Annotated in this window: 28 protein-coding genes; 18 read left to right on the top strand and 10 right to left on the bottom strand. The window is 72.0% G+C overall.

The features are described from left to right. Nucleotides 1-12: 12 nt before the first annotated feature. The 7 genes from HNP44_RS06960 (at nt 13) to HNP44_RS06930 (ending at nt 4,748) form a co-directional block, all read left to right on the top strand. Nucleotides 13-798, top strand: a complete 786-nt coding sequence (locus HNP44_RS06960; protein WP_259143560.1) for an SDR family NAD(P)-dependent oxidoreductase — start codon at nt 13-15, stop codon at nt 796-798. Beyond that, entirely contained in the window at nt 795-1,934 is a 1,140-nt protein-coding gene (gene cbiE / locus HNP44_RS06955) for a precorrin-6y C5,15-methyltransferase (decarboxylating) subunit CbiE (RefSeq protein WP_259143562.1), read from the top strand. Before HNP44_RS06960 ends, cbiE begins: the two co-directional genes overlap by 4 nt. After that, a complete protein-coding gene (gene cobM, locus HNP44_RS06950) occupies nt 1,931-2,689 on the top strand; it encodes a precorrin-4 C(11)-methyltransferase (RefSeq protein ID WP_259143565.1) in 759 nt (252 codons plus the stop codon). The genes cbiE and cobM overlap by 4 nt, the downstream gene beginning before the upstream one ends. Beyond that, the gene (locus HNP44_RS06945; protein WP_259143568.1) at nt 2,689-3,432 is read left to right on the top strand and encodes a cobalt-precorrin-6A reductase; all 744 of its coding nucleotides are present in this window, start codon (nt 2,689-2,691) and stop codon (nt 3,430-3,432) included. Before cobM ends, HNP44_RS06945 begins: the two co-directional genes overlap by 1 nt. A 125-nt stretch (nt 3,433-3,557) precedes the next feature. Then, nucleotides 3,558-3,887, top strand: a complete 330-nt coding sequence (locus HNP44_RS06940) for a nuclear transport factor 2 family protein (RefSeq protein ID WP_259143569.1) — start codon at nt 3,558-3,560, stop codon at nt 3,885-3,887. 38 nt (nt 3,888-3,925) lie between these two features. Next, nucleotides 3,926-4,153 (top strand): hypothetical protein, encoded by a 228-nt coding sequence (locus HNP44_RS06935; RefSeq protein WP_259143571.1) that lies wholly within the window; start codon nt 3,926-3,928, stop codon nt 4,151-4,153. 7 nt (nt 4,154-4,160) lie between these two features. Continuing rightward, complete coding sequence (locus HNP44_RS06930; protein WP_259143572.1) at nt 4,161-4,748, top strand: cysteine hydrolase; 588 nt, start codon at nt 4,161-4,163, stop codon at nt 4,746-4,748. Between the two features lie 11 nt (nt 4,749-4,759). On the opposite strand, the gene HNP44_RS06925 is transcribed toward HNP44_RS06930, so the two are convergent. From HNP44_RS06925 to HNP44_RS06885, 9 genes are all read right to left on the bottom strand, one after another. After that, nucleotides 4,760-5,191, bottom strand: coding sequence for a PPOX class F420-dependent oxidoreductase (locus HNP44_RS06925; protein WP_259143573.1), 432 nt, complete (start codon nt 5,189-5,191; stop codon nt 4,760-4,762). Between the two features lie 54 nt (nt 5,192-5,245). Beyond that, nucleotides 5,246-6,457: an MFS transporter gene (locus HNP44_RS06920; RefSeq protein ID WP_259143575.1), complete on the bottom strand. Its 1,212-nt coding sequence runs from the start codon at nt 6,455-6,457 to the stop codon at nt 5,246-5,248. After that, a complete protein-coding gene (locus HNP44_RS06915; RefSeq protein WP_259143577.1) occupies nt 6,454-7,362 on the bottom strand; it encodes an alpha/beta hydrolase in 909 nt (302 codons plus the stop codon). The genes HNP44_RS06920 and HNP44_RS06915 overlap by 4 nt, the downstream gene beginning before the upstream one ends. Before the next feature lie 86 nt (nt 7,363-7,448). Next, nucleotides 7,449-8,294, bottom strand: a complete 846-nt coding sequence (locus tag HNP44_RS06910) for a helix-turn-helix domain-containing protein (RefSeq protein WP_259143579.1) — start codon at nt 8,292-8,294, stop codon at nt 7,449-7,451. 79 nt (nt 8,295-8,373) lie between these two features. Then, on the bottom strand, nt 8,374-8,664 hold the full coding sequence (locus HNP44_RS06905; protein WP_259172117.1) for a DUF1330 domain-containing protein: 291 nt from the start codon (nt 8,662-8,664) through the stop codon (nt 8,374-8,376). Between the two features lie 16 nt (nt 8,665-8,680). Next, nucleotides 8,681-10,153: a precorrin-2 C(20)-methyltransferase gene (locus tag HNP44_RS06900; protein ID WP_259143583.1), complete on the bottom strand. Its 1,473-nt coding sequence runs from the start codon at nt 10,151-10,153 to the stop codon at nt 8,681-8,683. After that, a complete protein-coding gene (locus tag HNP44_RS06895) occupies nt 10,150-10,785 on the bottom strand; it encodes a precorrin-8X methylmutase (RefSeq protein ID WP_259143585.1) in 636 nt (211 codons plus the stop codon). Before HNP44_RS06895 ends, HNP44_RS06900 begins: the two co-directional genes overlap by 4 nt. Nucleotides 10,786-10,794: 9 nt before the next feature. Then, on the bottom strand, nt 10,795-11,814 hold the full coding sequence (locus HNP44_RS06890) for a precorrin-3B synthase (protein WP_445515063.1): 1,020 nt from the start codon (nt 11,812-11,814) through the stop codon (nt 10,795-10,797). Between the two features lie 41 nt (nt 11,815-11,855). Beyond that, nucleotides 11,856-12,920, bottom strand: coding sequence for a beta-ketoacyl-ACP synthase 3 (locus HNP44_RS06885; RefSeq protein WP_259143586.1), 1,065 nt, complete (start codon nt 12,918-12,920; stop codon nt 11,856-11,858). Between the two features lie 168 nt (nt 12,921-13,088). On the opposite strand from HNP44_RS06885, the gene HNP44_RS06880 reads away from it, so the two are divergent. From HNP44_RS06880 to HNP44_RS06850, 7 genes are all read left to right on the top strand, one after another. Then, nucleotides 13,089-13,706, top strand: coding sequence for a TetR/AcrR family transcriptional regulator (locus tag HNP44_RS06880; protein WP_259143588.1), 618 nt, complete (start codon nt 13,089-13,091; stop codon nt 13,704-13,706). Next, complete coding sequence (locus tag HNP44_RS06875) at nt 13,703-14,185, top strand: FAS1-like dehydratase domain-containing protein (protein WP_259143589.1); 483 nt, start codon at nt 13,703-13,705, stop codon at nt 14,183-14,185. The genes HNP44_RS06880 and HNP44_RS06875 overlap by 4 nt, the downstream gene beginning before the upstream one ends. Before the next feature lie 108 nt (nt 14,186-14,293). Then, on the top strand, nt 14,294-17,866 hold the full coding sequence (gene cobN, locus HNP44_RS06870; RefSeq protein ID WP_259143590.1) for a cobaltochelatase subunit CobN: 3,573 nt from the start codon (nt 14,294-14,296) through the stop codon (nt 17,864-17,866). 112 nt (nt 17,867-17,978) lie between these two features. Beyond that, on the top strand, nt 17,979-18,506 hold the full coding sequence (locus tag HNP44_RS06865) for an FxsA family protein (RefSeq protein ID WP_259143591.1): 528 nt from the start codon (nt 17,979-17,981) through the stop codon (nt 18,504-18,506). A gap of 18 nt (nt 18,507-18,524) precedes the next feature. Beyond that, a complete protein-coding gene (locus HNP44_RS06860; RefSeq protein ID WP_259143592.1) occupies nt 18,525-20,087 on the top strand; it encodes an amidohydrolase in 1,563 nt (520 codons plus the stop codon). Further along, complete coding sequence (gene lnt / locus HNP44_RS06855; protein ID WP_259143593.1) at nt 20,084-21,619, top strand: apolipoprotein N-acyltransferase; 1,536 nt, start codon at nt 20,084-20,086, stop codon at nt 21,617-21,619. Before HNP44_RS06860 ends, lnt begins: the two co-directional genes overlap by 4 nt. Continuing rightward, nucleotides 21,616-22,374 (top strand): polyprenol monophosphomannose synthase, encoded by a 759-nt coding sequence (locus tag HNP44_RS06850; protein ID WP_259143594.1) that lies wholly within the window; start codon nt 21,616-21,618, stop codon nt 22,372-22,374. Before lnt ends, HNP44_RS06850 begins: the two co-directional genes overlap by 4 nt. A 68-nt stretch (nt 22,375-22,442) precedes the next feature. Here HNP44_RS06850 and HNP44_RS06845 read toward each other — a convergent pair whose 3' ends face one another. Further along, nucleotides 22,443-22,778 (bottom strand): RNA polymerase-binding protein RbpA, encoded by a 336-nt coding sequence (locus HNP44_RS06845; RefSeq protein ID WP_068534369.1) that lies wholly within the window; start codon nt 22,776-22,778, stop codon nt 22,443-22,445. 65 nt (nt 22,779-22,843) lie between these two features. On the opposite strand from HNP44_RS06845, the gene HNP44_RS06840 reads away from it, so the two are divergent. The 4 genes from HNP44_RS06840 to HNP44_RS06825 are packed head-to-tail and all read left to right on the top strand — an operon-like array spanning nt 22,844 to nt 25,325. Continuing rightward, a complete protein-coding gene (locus HNP44_RS06840; protein WP_259143596.1) occupies nt 22,844-23,179 on the top strand; it encodes a hypothetical protein in 336 nt (111 codons plus the stop codon). Nucleotides 23,180-23,209: 30 nt separating this feature from the next. Beyond that, nucleotides 23,210-24,022 (top strand): hypothetical protein, encoded by an 813-nt coding sequence (locus HNP44_RS06835; protein ID WP_259143598.1) that lies wholly within the window; start codon nt 23,210-23,212, stop codon nt 24,020-24,022. Next, nucleotides 24,004-24,630, top strand: coding sequence for a CPBP family intramembrane glutamic endopeptidase (locus tag HNP44_RS06830; protein WP_259143599.1), 627 nt, complete (start codon nt 24,004-24,006; stop codon nt 24,628-24,630). The genes HNP44_RS06835 and HNP44_RS06830 overlap by 19 nt, the downstream gene beginning before the upstream one ends. A gap of 38 nt (nt 24,631-24,668) precedes the next feature. After that, nucleotides 24,669-25,325 (top strand): L,D-transpeptidase, encoded by a 657-nt coding sequence (locus HNP44_RS06825; RefSeq protein ID WP_259143601.1) that lies wholly within the window; start codon nt 24,669-24,671, stop codon nt 25,323-25,325. Nucleotides 25,326-25,390 lie beyond the last annotated feature (65 nt).

The following is a 25,390-nucleotide window of genomic DNA, read 5'->3' as shown; positions in this document are numbered from 1 at the left end:
TAGTCTGGTCCGGTGAGTGCGGACAGGATTCCCGACGGGGCGGTGCTCCTCCTGGGCGGCCGGAGCGAGGTCGGCCTGGAGGTGGCGCGGAGGATCGCGCCGGGCCGCGACGTGATCCTTGCGGCCCGCCGTTCAGAGTACCTGGACGAGCAGATCGCGGCGCTGCGCGAGGTCGGCGCCACCGGCGTCTTCCCGATCGAGTTCGACGCGGACCGCACCGAGCGGCACGCCGCTTTCCTGGACGAGGTGGCCGACCGGTTCGGCCGCATCGGCGTCGCGGTCGTCGCCTTCGGCATCCTCGGCGACCAGGCCCGGGCCGAGGCCGATCCCACGCACGCCGTCCAGATCGCGCAGACCGACTACGTGGCGCAGGTGTCCATCCTGCTGGGGCTGGCGAAACTGCTGCGCGCCCAGGACGACCGGGACGGAGGCCGGGGAGCCATCGTCGCCTTCTCATCGGTCGCCGGGGTTCGGGTGCGCAAGGCGAACTTCGTCTACGGCAGTACCAAGGCGGGCCTCGACGGATTCGTCCAGGGCTTCACGGACTCGCTGCACGGCAGCGGGATCCAGGTGGTGCTCGCTCGCCCGGGATTCATCGTCGGGGCGATGACGCGCGAGCTCATGGCGTCCGGGGTGAAGCCCGCGCCGTTCAGCCGCACCGCGCCCCAGGTGGCGGAGGCGACGGTGCAGGCGCTGCGTCGTGGCCGCCGCGTCGTGTGGATCCCGCCGGTGCTGCGCCCGCTGTACGCCGGGCTGCGATTCGTCCCCCAGGCCGCCTGGCGGCGGATGCCGCGATGACGGTGACCGTGGTCGGCATCGGTGCCGACGGCTGGCTCGGGCTGACCGACGGTGCGCGCCGTGCCCTCCTCGACGCGACCGTCGTCCACGGCGCGCCCCGTCAGCTCGAGTTCCTGCCGAAGGGGCTGGCCGACGAGGTCGCGCGCCCGTGGCCGTCGCCGCTGCTGCCGGCGATCGACGGGCTGGCCGACGGGGGGCACGTGCTGGCCAGCGGCGATCCGATGTTCTACGGCGTGGGCGCGACGATCGCGCGCCGCCGCCCTGATCTCGACCTGCACGTGATCCCGCACCTGTCGTCGTTCGCGCTGGCCTGCGCCCGGTTGCGATGGCCGGCCGAGGAGGTCACTGTGGTCTCCGCGGTGGCGCGGGACCCGTCGCCGGTGGTCCGCGCCGTCCGCGACGGTCGGCGGACCCTCGTCCTCAGCGAGTCCGCCACCACGCCCTTCCTCGTTGCGGATCTGCTGCGCGATGCCGGCCTCTCGGCGACGATGACGGTCCTGGAGCAGCTCGGCGGGCCCCGCGAGAAGGTCCGCCCGTTCCGGAAGAACCTGCGCATCGACGACCTGAACGTGGTCGCGATCGATCCGGCCGGGCCGGCGGGGGAGTTCGTCTTCGAGCACGACGGCCAGATCACCAAGGCCGACGTCCGAGCCATGACGGTGGCGGCACTGCGTCCGACTCCCGGCTGGATCTGGGACTTCGGCGCGGGCTCCGGTTCCGTCGGGATCACCTGGGCGCTGCAGGGCGGCGGCTCCGTGGTCGCGGTGGAACGGCGGGCCGAGCGGGCCGAGCGGGTGGCGCGCAACGCCGCCCGTGCCGGCGTGCCTGTGGAAACGATCGTCGGCGACACGGCGGACATCACCGCGGACCTGCCGATACCCGACGCGATCTTCGTCGGCGGCGGCCTCACAGAGACGCTGGCAGCGGCCTGCGTCGGGGCGCTGCCTGCGGGCGGGCGGCTCGTGGCGAACACCGTCACCGTCGAGGGCCAGGCCGTAGCTGCCGCGCTGCGGGCCCGGTACGGCGGCGAGCTCCGCAGCTGCACCGTCGCGGACCTCGCGCCCCTGGGCGGCGGCACCGCGTGGCAACCGCGACGGCCGATCGTGCAATGGGTGTTCGTGAAAGGGGTGGCGTGACCGTCTACTTCATCGGCGCGGGTCCCGGCGCCCCGGACCTCCTGACGCTCCGCGGCGCGGAGCTGCTCGCCCACTGCACGGTGTGTCTGTACGCGGGATCGCTCGTCCCGCCGCAGATGCTGGACCGGTGCCCGCCTGGAGCGAAGCTCGTGGATACGGCACGGATGCCCTTGCCCGACATCGTCGAGGAGCTGGTCGCGGCGCACGCGGCGGGTCTCGACGTGGCGCGCTTGCACTCGGGCGACATCTCGCTCTACTCCGCGTTCACCGAGCAGGCCCGCCGGCTCGACGCCGTCGGCGTGCCGTACGAGATCGTCCCGGGCGTTCCCGCCTTCGCCGCCGCCTCCGCCGCACTCGGCCGGGAGCTGACGGTCCCCGGCGTCGGCCAGTCGTTGCTCATCACCCGCGTCTCGACCCTCTCGACGGACATGCCGGCGGGGGAGGACCTCGCCTCGCTGGCCCGCACGGGGGTGACGCTGGCGCTGCACCTCGCCGCGCACCGCGCCCAGGCGCTCACCGACGACCTGCTGCCGCACTACGGCGCCGACTGTCCGGTGGCGGTCGTGGCCTTCGCCAGCCGCCAGGACGAACGGATCGTCCGCTGCCGGCTCGCGGAGCTGCCCCAGCGGCTCGCGTCCGAGGGCATCACGAAGACCGCGGTCATCTTCGTCGGCAGGGTCCTCGACACGGAGGCCTTCGAGGAGAGCTACCTGTATTCGGCGCGGCGGCTGCGGGCCCCGGGGGCGAGCCACTGATGCAGCGCGTGCTCGTCCTCGGCGGGACTGCCGAGGCCCGCGAACTCGCTCGCCTGCTCGACGAGGACCGCCGGTTCACGGTGCTCAGCTCACTCGCCGGCCGGGTGGCGAATCCGCGCCTGCCGGTGGGGGCGACGCGGATCGGCGGGTTCGGGGGACCGTCGGGCCTGGCTGCCTTCCTCGCGGAGGACGGCGTCGACCTGCTCGTGGACGCGACCCATCCGTTCGCGGCGACGATCTCCCGCAACGCCGCGCTCGCCGCGGAGACCGCAGGGATCCCCCTGTTCGCGCTCGTCCGCCCGGAGTGGGTTCCGGGCGAGGGCGATGCGTGGACGCGTGTGCCGACGGTGGCCGCCGCGGCCCGTCTCCTAGCTCGCCGGGACGGCGGGCGCGCCATGCTCACGACCGGCCGACAGGACGTCGGCGAGTTCGCCTCGCTCGAGGACTGGTGGTTCCTGATCCGCGTGGTCGACACCCCGTCGGGCTCCCTACCGCCGCGGCACGAGCTGCTCCACGACCGTGGACCGTACACGAAGCAGTCCGAGCGGGCGTTGCTGCGCGAGAACGGGATCGACGTGCTGGTGACCAAGAACAGCGGCGGGGACCTGGTTTCGGCGAAGCTGGCCGCGGCTCGGGAGCTCGGGATCGACGTGGTCGTCGTCGACCGGCCCGAGCGTCCTGCGGGTGTGCCCGCGGTGCCGACGGCGGCCGCCGCCTACGCCCGGCTCGTGGGGGATGCCTGACCTCCTCCGACCTACAAGCAGGGCTTGTGGATTGGACTGGATTTCGAGCGGTGAGGCGGCGAGCATGCACCTACGATGACGGGTGTGGGACTGCGACCTGCGGACGTTACGACGAGGAGACGCTCATGACGAAGATCGATATCCCCAGCCCGGTCGCGGAGTTCATCGCTTCCGTGAACGCCGGTGACGAGGCGGCCTTCCTCGACGCCTTCACCGCCGACGGCTTCATCGACGACTGGGGCCGTGTCTTCGGTGACCGCGCAGCGATGCAGGGGTGGAGCGCGAAGGAGTTCATCGGTGCGAAGGGCGTGCTGACGCCGGAGAAGGTCACCGTCGACGGCGACACCGTGACGGTGGTGGGCGACTGGCGCAGCACCCACGCCAACGGCCTCAGCGAGTTCACCTTCGCCGTCGCAGGGGATCGCTTGGCGTCCATGACGATCCGTGAGGGCTGAGGGCCGTGCGGACGGTCGTCATCGTTACGATCGGGATCGTGCTGGCGCTGGTATTCCTCGCCGTCGCACGCAAGGTCGGCTCGATCGGACCGCGGCGGGCGGCCATCGCCTTCGTCGTGCTGTGGACGCTGGCGATGCTGGGCAACCTCGCCGTGGGCGTCTCGCACGGCTACAGCGTGGCCGAGGAGTTCCCGATTCTGCTGATCAACATCCTGCCGGGCGCGGTCGTGGCCGTAGTGGGGACGCGCCTGTTCAACCGGGCATGATCGAGACATGACAGCTGCTGTTCTCGCCCTGCACTGGCAGGTGAACGTGATCGAGCCGGACGGCTTCTTCGGTCCGATGCTGGCGGCGCCAGTCGCGGAGTCGGGCGTCGTGGACCGCGCCGCGGCCTTCCACGACGCGGCGCTCGCGGCGGGCGTGCCGGTGATCTTCACCAGGTTCACCGTCCCGGAGGGCGAGGGCGACCTGGTGCGGAACACGCCGTTCATGCAGGCGGTCGCCGACGCGCAGGAATTCTTCCGCCCGGACGCCCCGGGCGCGAGCATCATCGCGGCGATGGCGGATCAGCCGACCGCGATCTACGACAACCAGCGTCTCTCCGGGCTCGCCGGCCCGGCCACGGAGTGGCTCGCGGAGCACGGGATCGACACCCTCTACCTCACCGGCGTCGCGACCAACCTCACGGTCGAGCAGACCGCACGGCACGGCACCGACCTGGGGCTCGTCGTGCACGTGGTCGAGGACTGCGTGGCGGCCGCCGACCCCGCGGTGCACGCGGCATCACTTGCGAACCTGGACCTCGCGACGGCGGGCCGTGTGACCGCCATCGAGGCCGCCTCCCGCTTCGGGGCCGTCTGAGAGTCCGACCGTCAGCGCAGCTTGGCGCCGTACACGTGCGTGAGCTGCAGAGACAGCAGCACACGGCGATCCGCGACCATCACGTCGCGGTACTCGCGCCAGTCGGGGTGCTCGCCGGCGCCGCTGCGGTAGTAGTCGACGAGCGCGTCCACCTCGGCACCGTCGGGATCGGTCGACGGGCCGATCAGCGTCGCGGCGCCCTCGGCGGTGGCCCAGGTGTAGCCGTCGGCGCTGGTGAACTCAACGGCGGCCCGGGGATCGCGACGCAGGTTCGCCTCCTTCGCGCGACCGGCGGTCATGGATACCAGGATCCGGTCGTTGTCCGCGTCGTACACCGTGGTGACGGGGGAGAGCTGCGGCATGCCACTGGCCCGGAGCGTCGCGAGGACGCCGATCCGGCTGGCGGCGATCAGGGTACGGGGATCGAACTCGGTCGAGGCCATGAACGGTGCAACGCCTCGCCCGCCCCCGCTGTTCCGGGGACCCGGCGAGCGGGCTCAGACCGCCGCACCATCGACCCGCACGCCGGGACGAGGCGCGCGCCGGCGGCGTCGCTCGGCGGCGATGCTCGCGGCGGCCACCAGGGCGCCCGCGCCGCTGAGCGCGACGCCGATCCAGACCGGCGAGGTGGGGCCGCCTCCGAGGCCGATACCCGTGCCGCCGAGTTGTGCACCTACGGCGTTGCCGAGATTGAACGCCGCGATGTTGGCGGACGAGGCGATGAGCGTCGCGGTGCCGGCGTTGCGCAGCACGCGGAGCTGCAGGGCGGGCACCGTCGCGAATCCGATAAGGCCCATCACGGCGAGCGCGACCGCGACGAGCGGCTTCGAGCCGGCGAGCACCGCGACCGCCGCGATGGCGAGGGGCAGCAGGGCGGCGAACGTGAGCAGCGCGCGGTCGGCGTCCCGGTCAGCGGCGCGACCACCGACCAGGTTGCCGGCGAACAGGCCCAGGCCGAACAGGACGAGGAGCCAGGGGATCGCCCCGGCGCCGAAGCCGGTCACGGACCGCAGCAGCGGCTCGATGTAGGTGAAGGCGCCGAACAGCCCACCGAAGACGAGAGCCGTGACAGCGCAGGCGATCCAGACGGACGGGCGCAACAGTACGGACAGCTGGGTCCGCACTGACGTCGTCTCGGCGGGCACGCTCGGCACCAGTAGGGCGATCGCCGCCATGGCCACGAGGCCGATCACGGCGACCGCGACGAACGTGGCCCGCCATCCGAATCGGTGGCCGAGCGCGGTGCCGGCGGGGACGCCGAGCACATTGGCGACGGTCAACCCGGCGAACATCAGCGCGATGGCAGACGCCTGGCGGTCGGGGGTGACCAGCCGCGCCGCGAGCACAGCGCCGATCCCGAAGAATCCTCCGTGGCACAGTGCCGCGAGGATCCGACCCGCCATCACCAGCTCGTAGGTGGGGCCGGCCGCCGAGAGGGCGTTTCCCGCGACGAAGAGAGCCAGCAGGATCAGAAGTGCGACCTTCGGTGGCCGCGACACCAGGGCCAGCGTCACGGTGAAGGCGCCGAACACGACTCCCAACGCGTAGCCCGTGACAAGTCCACCGGCAGCGGGGATGCTCACCTCGAGATCGCTCGCGACGTCGGAGAGCAGGCCGGTGATGGAGAACTCCGTGAGTCCGATGCCGAAGCCGCCCATAGCGAGAGCCAGCAGTCCGGGATGTAGTCGGCGATGCGTGGTGATGGTCATCGGGTTCCGTTCAGGGTTGTGCGCAGCCAGGTGGCGAGATCGCGCTGGAGGTCGGTGGCGGCGTCGAGCACGGCGTCCATCCAGTAGAAACCGTGCAGGGTGCCGGGATAGTCGAGGTACTCGACGGCACCGCCCGCTGCCCGGAGGGCGTCTGCGTATTGCCGGCCGTGGCCTCGCAGCACGTCGTACTCCGCCGTTGCGACGAAGGCCGCCGGGAGCCCGGCGAAGTCCGTGGCGTCCAGGGGCGCGGCGCCCGCCGGCGCGGCGCCGTCGGGCAGGTACTGGCGCCAGAACCAGTCCATGTCGGCGGGCGACAGACCGACCTCTTCGGGCACGAGATCGTCGTAGTCGCCGGGGCGCAGGGGCGGATAAAGGACGGCGTGCGCCGCGATCCGAGGCCCACCGCGGTCCCGAACGCGTTGCACGAGAGCGGCGGTCAGCGTTCCTCCCGCGCTGTCGCCGACGATGGCGATCCGGTCGGCGTCGACGTCGATTGCGCCGGAGGCTATCCAGTCCAGCGCTGCCGCCGCGTCGTCGAGGGCGGCGGGGTAGGGGTGTTCCGGGGACTTCCGGTAGTCGACGGTGACCACCGTCGCGCCGGTTGCGCGGGCGAGCAGCCTGGCGGGTTCGTCGCTCAGTTCGATGTCGGCGGCCACGAAGCCGCTGCCGTGGAGCATCAGGACGACCGCCCCGCCGGGCGGTCCGTCGCGGTAGATCCGCACAGGAAGTGACGATCCTGGTCCCACGACGTACGTGTGCTGCACGTGGGTGATGTCCACTGGGGGTCTCTGCAGATCGAGATAGCCCCGCAGGGCGCGACGGACGTCGGGGACGGCCAGCGTGTGCAGCGGGGCGGCGCTCGCCGCCGCGGCGAGGTGGGCGGTGGCTTGGGGGTGCAGGGGCATGACGGGGTCCGTTCTTCGGGAAGCGGGTATCGCCAGCGGTCGCGCCGGTTCGGCGACCCTGGTGGTGAGGGAGCACGGTGTGGAACTCAGTCAGCGACGCGGTGCCTGAGCAGCGTCAGGGCGTCGTCGTCCGCGCTGCCAGGTGCGGAGCTGAACGCGATCATCCGGGCGCCGTCGGACTCGGGGAGGTGGAGCATCTGATAGCAGAGGTCGAGTCGGCCCACCCACGGGTGGCGGAACCGCTTGACGCCACTGGTGCACAGCTCGACAGCCTGCAGTGCCCACAGCCGGGCGAAGTCGCGGTCGAGCACGAGTTCGCCGAGCAGGCCGCGGAGCGCCTCGTCGCCGGGGAATTGGGCGGCGACCCACCGGAGCGACGCGACGGCCAACTCGGCCTCGAGCTCCCAATCGACGAAGAGCGATCGGACCTCAGGATCGAGAAAGGTCTGCCGCACTTTGTTCGGCGGCGGATCGGCGTGCAGGTCCTCGAACGGGACGTGTGGCGCAAGAACGGCGTTGCCGAGGCGGTTCCACGCCAGGATGTCCTGATTGCGCGAGAGCACCACGGCGGGGGTGTCCATCGCGTCGACGAGCTGGCGGACGCCGGTGAATCCGGCGCCGTGCCGGTCGATCGGCGCCGCCCCCTCGCCAGAGGGATGGGCCAGCTCCAACAGGTGGAGGCGCTCGACCTCGCTCAGCTGCAGGGCGCGAGCGAGTGCGCTCAGGACCTCGTCGGAGGGATTGTCTGCGGCGCCCTGCTCGAGGCGGGTCAGATAGTTGACCGACACCCCGGCGAGGTCGGCGAGCTCCTCGCGGCGCAGGCCAGGGACACGACGGTGGCCGTAACTGGGGAGGCCGAGTGCGTCGGCGTCCACCGCGGCGCGCCGGGAGCGGAGGAAGGACGCCAGTGTCGGGGCGGTCTCATCGATCATGTCCCCGAGTCTGGTGCACTGCACGCGCGGTTGCCTGCCCCTGCGAGGGGCAGGCTCCGCAGCGGCGGGTCAGCGCAGGTCAGGAGCCTTCGCAGATACGGATCTCGCGGACGGCACCGTCACCAAGGGCGGCGAGGGCCTCCTGGTAGGCGGGGGAGTCGTGCGTGGCGACGGCCTGATCGAGGCTGTCGAACTCGATGACCGTGGTGCGCTCGATCTTCCCGGCTTCGTAGGCGACAGCGGCCTGGCCGCGGACGATGAAGCGCCCGCCGCCCTCGGTGATCGCCGGCCCGCCGAGGGCCGCGTACGCCGCCATCTTCTCGGGATCCCTGATCTCCTGGTAGAACGCGATCCAGTACGCCTTCGCCATCATCCGTCTCCTTCTGTCAGTACTTACGGGGAGTGTGCACGATTCGTCCGCCGGTGCGTTCGGTGACCTCGGTGCGCGTGGACCCGACGATGAGGAGGCAGCGCATGTCCACCTGCTCGGGGTCGAACGCACCGAGGGTGGTCACCGTCAGCGTCTCCTCGGGCGAGCCGACGGCGCGCCCGACGATGACCACGGTCTCAGGGGAGCGCACCTCGAGCAGTACCTCGCGCATCCGCACGAGTTGTTCGCGGCGCGTCCGCGACGCTGGGTTGTACACGGCGATCGCCAGATCCGCCGCGGCGACGGAACGCAGCCGCTCCTCGATGACCTCCCACGGCTTGAGGTAGTCCGAGAGCGAGAGCACCGCGTAGTCGTGGCCGAGGGGCGCGCCCACGCGGCTCGCGACGGCGTTCGCCGCCGTCATACCCGGCAGCACGCGGACGGGGACGTCGTGGAAGGCGGGATCGGCGGCCACCTCTGCAACGGCGGAGGCCATCGCGAAGACGCCGGGGTCGCCGGAGCTGACCACAGCGACACGGGCACCGCCGGCCGCGAGTTCCAGCGCGTGCCGAGCACGGTCGGCCTCCACGCGGTTGTCGGAGGCGTGCACCCGCTGCCCGGGTCGGGGGCGCACGCGGTCGGTGTAGGTCTGATACCCGACGATGTCCGTCGCCTCGGACAGCTCGTGCCGGACCTCCGGAGTGGTCCACGCTTCGTCGCCGGGACCCAGGCCGACGACCACCACCTCGCCGCGCGGCGCGTGCGTCGGCGCGTTGATCCGGCCGGGCACCAGCACCGTGGCGAAGTACGGCACGTCCTCGGCGCTCACGTCGGCCACTGACAGCACCCGCTCGTCCGCGCGGCTGGCACGCTCGACGTACCAGGCCGCGCCGTCGCGATCCGCGCCGTGCAGCGCGTCGCGCACCGTCGGGAAGGTCCGGCCCAGCTTCATGATCGCCGCGGCGTCCGTATCGGCGAGGCGACGGCGCAGTTCGGTCTCGGGGAGCGTGCCGGGGAGCACGGTGAGCACCTCGTCGGCCTCGACCAGCGGGACGCCGGTGGCGGCGGCCGCGGCGCTGACGGAGGTGACGCCCGGGACCACAATGCACTCGAACCGGTCGCGCAGTCGCTTGTGCATGTGCATGTAGGAGCTGTAGAACATCGGATCGCCCTCGGCGAGCAGCACGACGTTCCGCCCCGCCGTCAGGTGCTCGGCGAGCTGCTCCGCGGCGCCAGCGTAGAAGTCGTCGAGCGCGCCGCGGTAGCCGCCGGGGTGGTCGGTGGTCTCGGTGGTCACCGGGTACATCAACCGGATCTCCGTCTGGCCCTCGCGCAGGTAGGGCGCGGCGCACGCGCGCGCGTTCGAGCGGCCGTGCCGCGCACTGTGATAGGCCACCACGTCCGCCTCGGCAATGAGGCGCGCGGCCTTGACCGTTACCAGCTCGGGATCGCCCGGGCCCACACCCACGCCGTACAGGATCCCCGTCACAGCTCCTCCTCCCGCGCCAGCGCGTTGAGCGCCGCCGCCGTGATCGCGCTGCCGCCGCGGCGGCCCAGCACGGTGATGTACTCGACGCCCAGCCCCGCCGCCTCCTCGACGAGCGCGTCCTTCGACTCCGCGGCGCCGATGAAGCCGACCGGGATCCCCACGATGACCGCGGGTTTCGGCGCGCCCGACGCCAGCAGGTCGAGCAGGTGGAACAGGGCCGTCGGCGCGTTACCGATCGCGACCACCGCGCCGGCCATGCGTTCGCCCCACAGCTGCAGGGCCGCGGCGCTGCGTGTGTTCCCGGTCTCGGCGGCCAGCGCGGGCACGCGCGGATCGCGCAGCAGGCACAGCACCTCGTTGTCCTCGGGCAGGCGCGCGCGGGTCACGCCGTGCACCACCATGTTCGCGTCCGCAAGGATGGGCGCCCCGGCGCGCAGCGCGGAGCGTCCGGCAGCGACGGCGCCGGCCGAGAACCGGATGTCACGATCCAGATCGACCTGACCGGCCGCGTGGATCATGCGGACCGCCACCGTCTCCGCGTCGGCGGCGAGGGCCGAGAGGTCGGCTTCGGCGCGGATCGTGGCGAAGGATCGCCGGTAGATCTCGGCACCATCGGTGAGGTAGTCGTGCACCCGGGAAGTCTATTCGCCTGGATCGCCGGTCACGACCACCCGCCGGTGTTCGCCCGACGGTGCGCCGCAGCCGCGCTCGCACGCGACCACGTGGACCCGTTCGTCGTCTGCGATGTCGCCGGCGAGATCAGCGGCGTGGCCGAGCGAATCGCCCTGCGCACGGACGCATCCGTGGTCGCCGACGCAGGCGCTCACCCGCAGGAGCGGCGCGTTCGCGTCGAAGATCAGACCCATCGGCGCGAGCACCCTCACCACGGTCTCGGCGGCGCCCTCGTCGAGGCCGTGCAGGTGCACCGTCCGCCACGGGGTGATCGTGATCGGGTGCTCGACGGCGGCGACGAACCGGGCGGTGCGCGGGTCGAGCCGGCCGAGCGGAACGCCCATCCCGAGGGTCACCGAGCCGTCGGCCCGGTCGAACCAGCCGACCGGAGGCGGCGTCGGGGGCGCCGGGACCGCGCGCGGCCCGATCACAGCGCCGCCGAGGGCGGCGGCGATGCGGTCGGCACCGTGGGGCAGGTCCTGCACGCGCCATTCGTCGCCGCGCAGATCGAGAAACGCCTGCGCGGCGTCGAGTAGCGCGTCGACGGTGCCGGGCAGGTCGGTCGGTCGCCCGGCGAGGTGGAGCACGCCGCCGCGCGACTCGGCGTCCGCACCGAGCGCCGCGACGTCGCCGGCACCGTCGTCGAGGGCGAACAGGAACCGCCCCGGGAGCTGGGCGAGTGCGGCGCGCGCCACGAGCGCCCGGTCGAGCGCCGCGGCCGTCTCCCGGAGCTCGCCGGCCTGCGGCGAGGCGACGATGTTGCGCACACGCTCGTGCGTCGGCGAGGGCAGCAGGCCCGCGTCGGCGAGGCGTTCGCGGGCGGCGTCGAGATCGGCGACGCCGCGCAATTGGACGTTGCCGCGCGAGGTCAGTTCGATCGGCTCGTCACCGGCGAGCTCGGCGAGGGCCACGAGCTGCGCCGGTTCGAGCGCGCCGCCGGGCAGCCGGACCCGGACCAGGGCACCGTCGGCCGCGGTGTGCGGTCGCAGGACACCCGGGCAGGAGTCGGGCTGCTTCGGCTGCAGGACGATCAGTCCTCGAAGTGGACCGGCGGCAGGGTGATGACGTGGCCGGCGTAGGCCAGGCCGGAGCCGAAGGCCATGACGAGAGCGGTCTGGCCGGGCTTCGCCTTGCCGGTGCGCAGCAGCTCCTCGACGGCGAGCGGGATGGACGCCGCGGAGGTGTTGCCGGTGGTCACGATGTCCTCGGCGACCACGCAGTCGTCGCGCAGCTCGAGCGCCTTGATGAGCACCTGGGTGATCCGCAGGTTGGCCTGGTGCGGCACGAAGACGTCGATGTCCTTCGAGGTCAGGCCGGCGAGCTTGAGCGCCTCCTGGCAGGCGGGGAGCAGCGCGGTCGCGGCCCAACGGAAGACCTTGCGGCCCTCCATGCGCAGGAACGGACGAACGGGCGCCTCGGTCGTGGTGTCGTCCCGGAAGGCGTGGACCTCGTCGAAATAGGTGCCGAAGTCCTTGTCCTGGAAGATCGCGGTGGTGAAGTCGCCGTCGGCGCCCCACGACACCTGGGAGACACCCACCTCTTCGGACGGTCCGAGCACGGCGGCACCGGCACCGTCGGCGAAGATGAACGCGCAGGTGCGGTCCTCGGGCGAGATGAGGTCGGAGAGGCGCTCGACACCCACCACCACGACGTACTTGACGGTGCCGGCGCGGATCAGGTCGGTACCGACGGCGGCCGCCGTGGTGAAGCCCGAGCAGCCGGCAGTGATGTCGAATGCAGGGACCCCGACGCGCCCGAGTTCCTTGGCGATCTGCGGGGCGAGCGAGGGGCCCAGCTCCAGGCGGGTGTTCGTCGCCGAGATGACGCAGTCGACCAACTGCGGATCGATGCCGGAAGCCGTAATCGCACGCTGGGCGGCCTTCACCGACATCGACAGGATCGTCTCGTCGTCCTCGGCGAAGTGCCGAGACTCGATGCCCGAGCGAGTCTTGATCCATTCGTCACTCGACTCGATCTTGTCGACGATCTCGGAGTTGGGCACTACGCGCCGCGGACGGTACGCGCCGATCCCGAGGTAGCTGACGTTCGACTGCTCAGCGGGGGCGGGAGGGGCGATCCGGGCGGGGGCGGTCATGCGTGAGGTACTCCGTTCGAAGGGGCGGCGAGGATGAACCATTCGGTTCATCGACCCGTCATTGGTAACATGAACCGAGCGGTTCAAACAAGCGCCGCCACGCCGCGTGGCGAACCCCACCGAAGGGTGGTTCGTCGTTCTTCACGAATCAAGGAGGGTTCGGCCCCGATGTCCGCCGCCCCCAAGCCGCGTCCCCGCCCTCGGGTCCGGTTGGTCAACACCGCGCTCAACCTCGTCGGCCGCCATGGCTTCGCCGACGCGGGCCTCGCCGAACTCACCGCCCAGTCGCAGGCCTCGAAGAACTCGCTGTACCAGTACTTCCCGGGCGGGAAGGCCGAGCTCGTCGAGGCGTCCACGTCGCTCGCGGGCCGCCGCCTGCTCCGCTACATCGACGCCGCGACCAGCAAGGGTGAGCCTCACGAGTGGATCGGCCGGTTCATCGAGCTGTGGAAGCGGGTACTGGTGCGCTCCGAGTTCCAGGTCGGGTGCCCGCTCCTGGCGGCCGCGCTGGCCGACGGCGCGCCCCGCGTGCAGGACGCCGCCACCGCCGCGTACACCGAGTGCGAGCGTCGCTTCGCCTCCGCGCTCGTCGCCTACGGCGTGGAGGAGCGCGGCGCGCTCGTCTTCGCCTCCGTCTTCATGAGCTCGATCGAGGGCGCGGTCGCGCGGGCGCGCGCCGCCCGTGACATCTACCCGCTCACCGACGTCTACCACTCGATGATGGCCCTGCTCGACCTGACGATGGCGGCTCCCGACGTGGTGCGGGGCGCTACAGTCGCCGAATGACCGACGCCGACTACACCCACTGGCTGGACGATTGCTACTCCGTCGATTCGGAGGGGCTGCGGTCGTACGGCCGGGCGACCAGGTCCCCGCACGTCCCCTACGCAAGCAGCCGGGTCGTCCCGCGGGACACGCCCGTTCCGCCGCTCATCGTGGCCGATCCGGTGTTCAAGATCGCCGCGCGGTTGCTGTCGGAGCAGATCGAGGACTTCAACGTCGGCCGGCTGCTGCACGTCTCGCAGACGGTGCGGCAGGTGGAGCCCATCCACATCGGCGACGTCGCGTCGCTGGGCGCCCGGATCGCGGACCGCGTCACCAAGGCGGGTATCGACCTGTTCACCGTCGACTGCATCATCCGGGTCGCCGGTGAGACGCGGATCGAGACCTCGAGCGTCGTCGCCTACGCCGGCGGCGAGGAGGCGAACACCGACCTCGTCGACGCAGCCGCACCCGGGATAGTCATGCACGGCGCCGTGCTCTGAGCCCGTTCACTCCACGACGATCACTGCCAGCCTTCCGGCACGGGTGGTCGCTGCACGGACTGCAGTCGCGCACGATCGTCTGACGCGGCGCCGACTAGGGTTGGTGAGGTGATCCTTCTTCTCTCCACCTCGGACACCGACCTCCTCAGCGCGAAGGCCAGCGGCGCCGACTACCGCTGGGCCAATCCCGCGCGGATCAGCGTGGAGCTCGACCTCCCCGACTTGCTCGACGGCGCCGACATCGTGCTGGTCCGCATCCTCGGCGGCCGCCGGTACTGGGAGAGCGGCCTTGACGCGCTGGCGGCGAGCGGGAAGCCCGTCGTCGTGGTCTCGGGGGAGCAGGCGCCCGATGCCGACCTCATGGAGGCCTCGACGGTGGCCGCCGGCGTCGCCACCCAGGCGCACGCCTATCTCGCCGAAGGCGGCCCCGACAACCTGGCGCAGCTGTACCACTTCCTCTCGGACACGGTGCTGCTCACCGGCCACGGTTTCGAGCCTCCGGTGGCGGCGCCGCAGTGGGGGATCGTGGACCGGCCCGCGGCGCCGCAGGAGGGCCCGCGCATCGGCGTGCTCTACTACCGCGCCCAGCACCTCGCGGGAAACACCGCCTACATCGACGCGCTCGCCACGGCGATCGACGCGCGCGGCGCTGTCGCGGTGCCCATCTTCTGCGCCTCGCTGCGGACCGCCGACGACGCTCTCTTCGCCGAGCTCGGCACGCTCGACTCCCTGGTTGTCACGGTGCTGGCCGCGGGCGGCGTGAACGCCGCGGGTGCCGCCGCGGGAGGCGACGACGAGTCTTGGGACGTGGGTCGCGTCGCCGCGCTCGACATCCCGATCCTGCAGGCCCTGGCGCTCACCACCTCGCGCGAGCAGTGGGAGGGCAGCGACGACGGCCTCAGCCCGCTCGACGTGGCGACGCAGGTGGCGATCCCCGAGTTCGACGGCCGCATCATCACTGTGCCCTTCTCCTTCAAGGAGATCGGCGACGACGGGCTACCCGCGTACGTCCCGGACCTCGAGCGCGCCGACCGAGTCGCGGGCCTCGCGCTGCGGCACGCGCGGCTGCGCTCCATCCCGAACGCGGACAAGAAGATCGCGCTCATGCTCTCGGCGTACCCCACCAAGCACGCGCGCATCGGCAACGCCGTCGGCCTGGACACGCCGCAGTCGGCTCTGGAACTGATCCGCCGGCTCGCGGACGCGGGCTACGACGTCGGCGCACCGTCGGACATCCCGGGGCTCGACGCCGACGACTCCGACGCCTTCATCCACGCCGTCATCGCCCGCGGCGGCCAGGACCCGGACTGGCTCTCGGACGAGCGCCTCGACGGGAGTGAGGTCACCGTCGACCCCGTGACCTACCGCGCCTGGTTCGCGACGCTCCCGCAGGACCTGCGCGACGCCGTGACGGAGCACTGGGGCGAGGCGCCCGGCTCGCTGTTCACCACCGGCTCGGGCGACATCGCGATCGCCGCGCTGCGCTTCGGCAACCTCACCGTCATGGTGCAGCCGCCCCGAGGCTTCGGCGAGAACCCCGTCGCGATCTACCACGACCCGGACCTTCCGCCGAGCCACCACTACCTGGCGAGCTACCGGTGGCTCGCCGATCGCGAGCACGGCTTCGGCGCCGACGCGGTGATCCACCTCGGCAAGCACGGCAACCTGGAATGGCTGCCCGGCAAGACGCTCGGCATGTCCGCGTCCTGCGGCACCGACGCCGCGCTCGGCGACCTGCCGCTGATCTACCCGTTCCTGGTCAACGACCCGGGCGAGGGCACGCAGGCAAAGCGCCGCGCGCACGCCGTGCTCGTCGACCACCTCATCCCGCCCATGGCCCGCGCGGAGAGCTACGGCGACATCGCGCGCCTGGAGCAGCATCTCGACGAGTACGCCAACGTACAGAGCCTGGACCCGGCGAAGCTGCCGATGATCCGGCAGCAGATCTGGACGCTGCTGCAGGCGGCGAAGCTCGATCACGACCTGGGCCTGGAGAACCAGCCCGACGAGGACGCCTTCGACGACATGATCCTGCACGTCGACGGCTGGCTGTGTGAGATCAAGGACGTCCAGATCCGCGACGGGCTGCACATCCTCGGGGCGGCACCGTCGGGCGACGCGGAGACGGATCTCGTGCTCGCTATGCTCCGGGCCAAGCAGATGTGGGCGGGCTCCGTGCACACGCCGGGCCTGCGCGAGGCGCTGGGCCTGGAGGAGGACGGCACCGCGTCGAAGGCGAAGACGGACGAGTTCGAGGCCCGCGCCCGCGAGCTCGTCGTCGCCGCCGCGGCCGCCGACTGGGCACCGTCGGCGATGGCCGGCCTCACCGACGACCCGGCGGTGGCCAAGATCCTCGACTTCGCGGCGACCGAGGTCGTGCCGCGACTGCGCCGCACCGGCGACGAGATCGACCACGTCCTGCGCGCGCTCGCCGGCGGCTTCGTGCCCGCGGGCCCGTCGGGCTCGCCGCTGCGCGGGCTGGTCAACGTGCTGCCGACGGGCCGCAACTTCTACTCGGTGGACCCGAAGGCCGTGCCCTCGCGGCTCGCCTGGGCGACGGGGCAGGAGCTGGCCGCCTCGCTGGTCGCGCGGTACTTCGGCGAGCACGGGGAGTACCCGAAGTCCGTCGGGCTGTCGGTGTGGGGCACGTCGGCCATGCGCACCGCGGGCGACGACATCGCCGAGGTCCTCGCCCTGCTCGGCGTCACGCCCGTGTGGGACGAGCAGTCCCGGCGCGTCTCCGGCCTCGAGGTCATCGGGCTGGAGGAGCTCGGCCGCCCGCGCATCGACGTGACCGTCCGCATCTCCGGCTTCTTCCGCGACGCCTTCCCGCACGTCGTCGCCATGCTCGACGACGCCGTGCAGCTGGTGGCGCAGCTCGACGAGCCCGACGAGTCGAACTTCGTCGCCGCGCACACCCGTGCCGCGCTCGCGGACCACGGGGACCAGCGGCGCGCCACGACGCGCGTCTTCGGCTCGAAGCCCGGCACCTACGGCGCCGGCCTGCTGCAGCTCATCGACTCGAAGAACTGGCGCAGCGATGCCGACCTCGCCGAGGTCTACACGGCCTGGGGCGGCTACGCCTACGGCCGTGGGCTCGACGGTGCGCCCGCCGCCGACGACATGCGCGCCGCATACCGGCGGATCAACGTCGCCGCGAAGAACATCGACACCCGCGAGCACGACATCGCCGACTCGGACGACTACTTCCAGTACCACGGCGGCATGGTCGCGACGGTCCGTCATCTCACGGGTTCGGACCCCGAGGCCTACGTCGGCGACTCCACGCGGCCGGACGCGGTCCGCACCCGCACGCTAAGCGAGGAGACCAACCGCGTCTTCCGCGCCCGCGTCGTGAACCCGCGGTGGATGGCGGCGATGCGCCGGCACGGCTACAAAGGCGCCTTCGAGATGGCCGCGACGGTCGACTACCTGTTCGGCTTCGATGCCACAGCGGGTGTCATGGCCGACTGGATGTACGAGAAGCTCACCGAGAACTACGTCCTCGATCCCGAGAACCGGAAGTTCATGGAGGAGTCCAACCCGTGGGCGCTCCACGGCATTGCCGAGCGGCTGCTCGAGGCCTCACAGCGCGAGCTGTGGAAGTCCCCGGACCCCGAGCTCCTCGCCGCCGTCCAGCAGGCCTACCTCGACACCGAGGGCGACCTCGAGGACCGCTGATCCCCGATTGAACGTCGTTTTGGAGAACGCCACCTGCGGGTTTCCTCTCCAAAACGTCGTTCAATCGCGAGGGGGCCGGGAACCTTTCGCCCGGTTCGCCCGTTGTACCGGTATGAAGCTCTTCGCGTTCCTGACCTACATCGTCGTGGAGATCGCGGCGTTCGCCGGACTGGTGTCCTGGCTCGGCTTCGGCTGGGCGGTGCTCGCCATGATCGGCGCCACCGTCCTCGGCGTGCTCATGCTGCGTCGCACCGCCGCAGGCGTGCTCCGCGACCTCGGGAAGGCCCTCGACGGGCAGCGGTCCGCGGGGCCCGCGCTGATGGACACCGCGATCCTCGCGGCCGCCGTCTTCCTACTCGCGGTACCCGGCGTCGTGAGCACCGCGCTCGGCCTGCTCCTGCTGGTCAAGCCGGTGCGCGCGGTGGTCCGGCCCGCCGTCGCCTACGTCGGTGCCAAGCGCGTCGCATCTTTCGTCGAGGAGTCCGGCCTGGTGACGGTCCTCGCCGGACAGCCGCGCGGCTACGGCACCGTCGTCGACGGTGACGTGGTCACCGACCGGCGCACCCCGGCCGAGCCCGTGGTCGACTTGGGCGGCCCGGGACCGCGCCCGGGGTACCGCGAGTTGCCGCCCGCCCCGTAGTTGGCAGACTGGTCCTCCGTGACCACCGAACTGCTCGTCGGCGGGCGGATCTACACGCCCACCTCCACTTCCGCTACCGCGATCGCCGTCGAGAACGGGGTGATCGGCTGGATCGGGGAGGACCGTGCGGCGCGGGCCCTGCACCCGGACGCGCAGGTCACCCACCTCGACGGCGCCTTCGTCGCGCCCGCCTTCGTCGACACCCACGTGCACCTCACCGCAACGGGCCTCGCGCTCACCGCCCCCGACCTCACCGGCGGGTTCGACGCCGTCCGAGCGGCGTTGACCGGCGCCTCCGGCGACACAGTGATCGCCCGCGGGTGGGACGACACCACCTGGGAACGCCCGCTGCAGCGGACCGACCTCGATGAGCGCCGGGTGATCTACGCGGCCCGCATCGACGAGCACTCCGCGCAGGCCAGTACCGCGCTGCGCGCCCTCGTGCCCGGCCTGGAGGGCCTCGCAGGCTTCTCGCCCGACGGTCCGCTCACCGCCGCCGCGCACCACGCCGTCCGCGCGGCCGCCACCGAGGCCCTCACCGACGCACAGATCACCGCCGCGCAGACCGCGGCCCTCGACGCCGCGTCGGCCGTCGGCATCGCCGCCGTCCACGAATGCGGCGGCCCCGACATCGCGGGGGAGCGCGACTTCGCGCTCCTCGGCGCCCTGACCCACCGAGTCCGCGTGCGTCGGTACTGGGGCGAGGCGGCACGCGACGCCGACCACGCCCGCGCGATCATCTACCGCACGGGAGCAGACGGCCTGGCCGGCGATCTCTTCGTCGACGGATCGCTCGGCAGCCGCACCGCCCTGCTGCACGCGCCGTATACGGACGCACCGTCGAACGGCGCGGCGTACCTCGACCAGGAGGCCGTCACCGCTCACATCCTGGCCTGCACCCGGGCCCGGATCCAGGCAGGGTTCCACGCCATCGGCGATGCGGCGGTCGCCCGCGTCGTCGCAGCCTTCGAGGCCGCCGTCGATGCCTTCGGCGGGCCGCGGGTCGCCTCCTGCGGGCACCGGGTCGAGCACGCGGAGATGGTGACGCCGGACGAGGCCGCGAAGCTCGGCGACTGGGGCGTGAACGCCTCGATGCAGCCGCAGTTCGACGCTCTGTGGGGCGGACCGGACGGGATGTACGCCCGCCGCCTCGGTCCGGAACGCGCCGCGACGCTCAACGACTTCGCCTTGCTCGCGAAGAACGCCGTGCCGCTGGCCTTCTCCTCCGACTCGCCCGTCACCCCGCTCGATCCCTGGGCCACTCTGCGTGCCGCGACGCAGCACCGCACACCGGGCAGCGCCGTCTCGCCCCGCGCCGCGTTCGCCGCCGCCACCCGCGGCGCCTGGCGCGCTGGGGGAGTCCGCGACGGCGTCGCCGGGACCCTGGTCCCCGGCGCGCCCGCGACCTTCGCCGTCTGGGACGCCGACGAACTGGTCGTCCGCGCACCGTCGGACGCCGTGCAGCGCTGGTCGACCGACCCCCGCGCCGGGGTCGCGCCCCTGCCTGACCTCTCGCCCGGCACCCGCCTGCCCCGCTGCCTGCGCACCGTGGTCGACGGCCGGACGGTGTTCGCGGCGTGACGCTCCTGATCCGCGGGGGCGCCGCGCTGCTCGCCGGCGTCGCACTGTTCTTCGCCTTCCCGCCCGTGGGCCTGTGGTGGCTCGCGCCGATCGGTGTGGCGGCGCTCGTCACCGTGGTCGCCACCCGCGAGCGCCCGACACTGCGCGGCGGATTCGGCTACGGCTTCCTCGCCGGACTCGGCCTGTTCATCCCGCTGCTCAAGTGGATCGACTCCATGGTCGGGGCTCTCCCGTGGATCGGGCTCGGCATCACCTGCGCCCTCTACTACGGCGCCTTCGGACTGATCGCGACGCGAGTGGCCCGCGCCCCCGGCGGCCCCGTGTGGATCGCGGCCGCGTTCTCCGTGACCGAGTGGGCCCGCGCCTCCTTCCCCTTCGGCGGCTTCCCGTGGGGGCGACTCGCCTTCAGTCAGGCCGACGGTCCGCTGCTAGCCCTCGCCCGGTACGTCGGGGCGCCCGGCCTGTCCTTCGCCGTCGCCCTGCTCGGTGCCTGCCTGGCTGCGGCGGGCGTCGCGGCGTACCGTCGCGCGGACCGTCGGACGTACGTTCTGCCCGCGGCCGCCGCGGCCCTCGTCGCAATCGGCGCGGCGGCGGCCTGGCCTGCCGTCGGCGCACCGTCGGCGGGGCGCGACGTGACCATCGCCGCGATCCAGGGGAACGTGCCGGAGCAGCGCTGGGACGTCGCGACCCAGCGGGAAGCCGTGCTCACCAACCACCTGACCGAGACCCACCGACTCGCGACGGAGGTCCGGGAGGGCCGGCAGAAGCAGCCCGACGTAGTGGTGTGGCCCGAGAACTCCTCGGACGTCTCGCCGGAACGCGACCCGGAGGTCGCGGCGCGGATCCGCGCGGCAGCCGCCGACGTGGGCGCCCCGATCCTGGTCGGCACCGTGCACTACGACGGCACCGGCCGCTACTACAACAGCATGATCCTCATCGATGCGAGCGGCCCGCTGGAGCGGCACGACAAGGCGATCCTGCAGCCCTTCGGCGAGACCATGCCGATGCGGGACTTCTTCCGCCTGTTCAGCGACTACGTCGACCTCGCGAACGACTTCACGCCCGGCACCGGGCCCGGCGTGGTGCGCCCGAACGACGTGCCACTCGGGGTCGCCACGTGTTACGAGGTGGCGTTCGACCGGGCGCTGCGCGGCTCCGTCGAGAACGGCGCGCAGGTGCTCACCGTGCCGACCAACAACGCCACCTTCGGCCGCACCGGGATGACCTACCAGCAGCTCGGCATGTCGCGCGTCCGGGCCGTCGAACTCGACCGCGACGTGGTGGTCGCGGCCACCACCGGAGTGAGTGCCCTGGTGCGCCCCGACGGGAAGGTGACCCGACAGACGAGCATCTGGACCAATGACCACCTCGTCGAGACGATCCGCCTGCGCGGTGGCCTCACCCCGGCCGCACGGCTGGGGGATTGGGGCGAGGTCGCGCTGCTCGTGGCCACCCTGTGCGGAATCGCGATGGCCATAAGGCACGATGGAGGTCTGTTTCAGCCCCGCCCACGGACCGAGGAACCTGCATGAGTGAGACGTCAGCGCCGTCGTCGAAGACGCTGGTGATCATCCCCACGTACAACGAGCTGGAGAACCTGCCGCTCATCGTGGGCCGGCTGCACCGCGCGCAGCCCGGTGTCGACGTGCTCGTGGTCGACGACAACAGCCCCGACGGCACCGGCGACCTCGCCGACTCGTTGGCGGCCGAGGATCCCCGGATCCACGTGCTGCACCGCGCCGAGAAGAACGGCCTCGGCGGCGCCTACATCGCGGGCTTCAAATGGGCTCTGGAGCGCGACTACCGCGTCATCGTCGAGATGGACGCGGACGGCTCGCACGCCCCGGAGCAGCTCGAGCGGCACCTCGCCGCGATCGACTCCGGCGCCGACCTGGTGATCGGCTCCCGCTATGTCTTCGGCGGCAAGACGGTGAACTGGCCGCTCTCGCGCCAGCTGATCTCCCGCGGCGGCAACGTCTACAGCCAGATCATGCTCGGCACCCGCATCCGCGACATCACGGGCGGCTACAAGGCCTTCCGCCGGGAGACCCTCGAGGGCCTCGGGCTCGACGAGGTGGAGTCGCTGGGCTACAGCTTCCAGATCGACCTGACCTGGCGCGCCGTGCAGGCCGGCTTCACCGTGGTCGAGGTGCCCATCACCTTCACCGAGCGGGTGATCGGCGATTCGAAGATGAGCGGCTCGATCTTCAAGGAGGCGGCCACCCTGGTGCCGAAGTGGGGCTTCCGCGCTCGCAAGCGCAAACTGCAGAAGCTGCGCGGCAAGTAGGACCGCAGGAACGCCGAAGGGCCCCGGAGTACTCCGGGGCCCTTCGTGTTCGTCGGACGTACCTCGCGTTACTTACCGCGCCGCGCCTTGAGCAGGTCCAGCCGCTCCTTGAGGAGCTCCTCGAGCTCGCCCTCGGACCGCCGCTCGAGCAGCATGTCCCAGTGCGTGCGCGGCGGCTTCGCCTTCTTCTCCTCGGGTGCGACCCCGTCGATCAGGGTGCCCTCGAGCCCGTTCTTGCACAGCCAGGTGCCGGGGAGCTCGGCGTCGTCCGCGAACGGGACGTCGAACTCCTCACCGTTGTCCGTGCGGTACCGCGCCACCCGGCGCGGAGCGAGGTCGTGGTCCCGATCCGTCTCATAGCTCACCGCGCCAAGGCGGCTGCCCCGTAGAACTCGATCTGCCATGCTTCTCCCAACCTCTTGCCTACGCCGAACATTCCCAGTCTACCCGGTTCACTAGACTGCGGCCCATGACCACCGCTCGCCGTCGCAGGTCCGCCGCATGTGCGTGGTGCGGACGCGAGGTGGTCTCCGAGGGACCGGGCCGCACCCGCAAGTACTGCCGCCGGTCCTGCCGGCAGCGCGCCTACGAGGCCCGCAACGCCCTCGCCGGTACCTCCTTGCCGCCGGATTCGGTGGTCCTCACCGCGGACGAGGCCGAGTCGGTCGGGGAGCGTATGTTCGAGGTGAGATGTGCCGCGGAGGACGTGCGGACCGCCATCGCCGAGGGCGCCGAGCCGGACGAACTCGCCGAGCTCGCGGACCGGCTCGTCGAGACCGCGCGCGCCGCCGAACGCCTGCGCTGACCACGCGCCGAACCACGAGAGGGAAAGTCGATGCCCCACGCCCGGACGCGGTTCGCCGCGGTGCTCCTCGCGATGCTGCTCGCCGTCGCGTCGTGCGCGTCGGACAAGCCCACCCCGGTGATCTCGCAGGAGGCCGCGCCGCCGGCACCCGCGGCGCTGCCCGCGGACTGGAACGAGTCGACCGTGGAGGTGCCCGTCACCGCGGGTGCCGCCGTGTACGTCTCGCCACGCAACCCGCAGCGGCTGCGCGCCGCGCTCATCCTCGCCGGCCCGGGTCGGGCCGGCCAGATCGCAGCCCGCGAGCTCTCGGTGATGCTCGCCCAGCACGGCGTGGCCTCACTCCGGTTCGACGGCGCACCGTCGGACGTCCCGGACTACGCGACCCAGCTGGACCGTGCGGGCAAGGGCCTCACGGCGCTCGCCGAGCGCGCCGGCCTGGGCGACGACCGGCTGCTCGCCGTCGGTCATGGCACCGCCGCAGCACTGGCTCTCGCGCTGGGCACCGGCGCCACCGGACGCGCGGCTCTGCCGATGGCCCTGATCGAGCCCGTCCTGACCGGGCTTCCCACGGGGACGCCCGACGTGCTGCGCACCGCGATGACCCTGCCGCCGCAGAAGCACAACATCGTCACCTGCTCGGACGCCGACGTCGCCGTCGACTGCTCGGCCACGCAGGACCTCGCCGACGTGATGACGGGCACCCACGCGAACTACGTGCGACTGCGCGGGGTGAGCCACGCCCTGCAGGAGGACGTCTCCCGCGATCCGGCGCGGTACGGCGGCGACCTGCCCTTCTCCGCCACGCTGTTCCGCTCGCTCGGCTCGTGGGTGACGATGCAGTGACCCGGGCCCGGCGGGGAGCACCCGCGCTGGCGGCAGGGGCCGCGGTGGCGTGGTCCAACGCGCTGCTCCCGCGGCTCGCGGAGCGGTTCGGCTGGCACCGGGACGCCCGCGCGGCGGCGACACTCGCCTTCAGCGTCGCCGACGCCGCCCTCGCCCGCTCGCGCGTCCCGACGGCGGCCGGCGTCGCCGCCGGGGGAGTGCTCGTGGGGGCCGGCCTCGCCCTCGTTCGGCCCGTGCGGCGGGAGGCACCGTCAGACCGGGCGACATGGATCCTCGTGGATATCCCCCTCGGCACCGCGCTGCCGGAGGAACTGCTCTTCCGCGGGTCGCTGACGCCGGCGCTGGTGGCCGCGTACGGACGGCGGGTGGGCGCAGTGGCGGGGCCTCTGACGTTCGGCCTCTGGCACGTCGGCGCCGCGCACAGCGCTCACGACCCCGTATTTCCGACAATCGCCGTCACCACGGGGTTCGGGGCCGCGATGGACGCCCTAGCGCAGAGAACCGGCAGGTGGTGGCCCTGTTTCCTGATCCATTGGATGCTTAACGGAAGCGGTGTGATCCTCAGCTCAGGTTCAGGGATTTCTTCACCTGACGCTCTCGACCCGTAGAATCGTGCGCAAAGCTTGATACCGCAGGAGGAACAACGATGACTGACCGGAACCTCGGTCCCACCGGCGTCAACCGCCGCGGCTTCGCACGCCTCGGCGCGGGCGCAGCAGCGGCGATCGTCGCCGCCACGGCCTCCGCGGCCGTCGCGGGCGCAGCGCCCACGACCCCGTCGCGCCCGACCACCCCGCGCCCCACCGGGCCGGCGACGCCCTCGGGCGCCACCGAGACGAGCACGACCGTCGCGGCCTCGCCCGAGCCTCCCGTCGCCACTAAGACCGGGTGGGTCGCCCTCGCGGACGACAACACCAAGCAGATCACCATCTGGCACGACGGCGAGGTCGTCAAGACCATGCCGACGTCCTTCGGCACCAATAAGCACCCCACGCCGAACGGCACGTACTACACCATGGAGAGGAAGCGCGATATGTACATGGACTCGTCCACGTACGGCGTGCCGGTCGACTCCCCGGAGGGCTACCGCACCTACGTCGAGTACGCCACGCGCATGTCGTGGAGCGGCATCTTCGTGCACGCCGCCCCGTGGTCGGTGAACCAGCAGGGCGTCTCCAACGTGAGCCACGGCTGCCTCAACGTGAGCACCGCCAACGGCAAGTACTTCTACGACAACTTCCCGATCGGCTCGCCGATCGTGGTGCGCAACACCGTCGGCGGCACCTACGTCCCGGGCTCGTAAGCCACACCCGTGGGGCCTCCCGGCCCGCACGACGACAGAACCCGCCCCCTCCTCAGAGGGGGCGG

The organism is Tsukamurella ocularis (genome assembly GCF_024807615.1).
GTDB classification, from domain to species: domain Bacteria; phylum Actinomycetota; class Actinomycetes; order Mycobacteriales; family Mycobacteriaceae; genus Tsukamurella; species Tsukamurella ocularis.
This window is presented reverse-complemented; position numbering and strand designations above follow the sequence as displayed.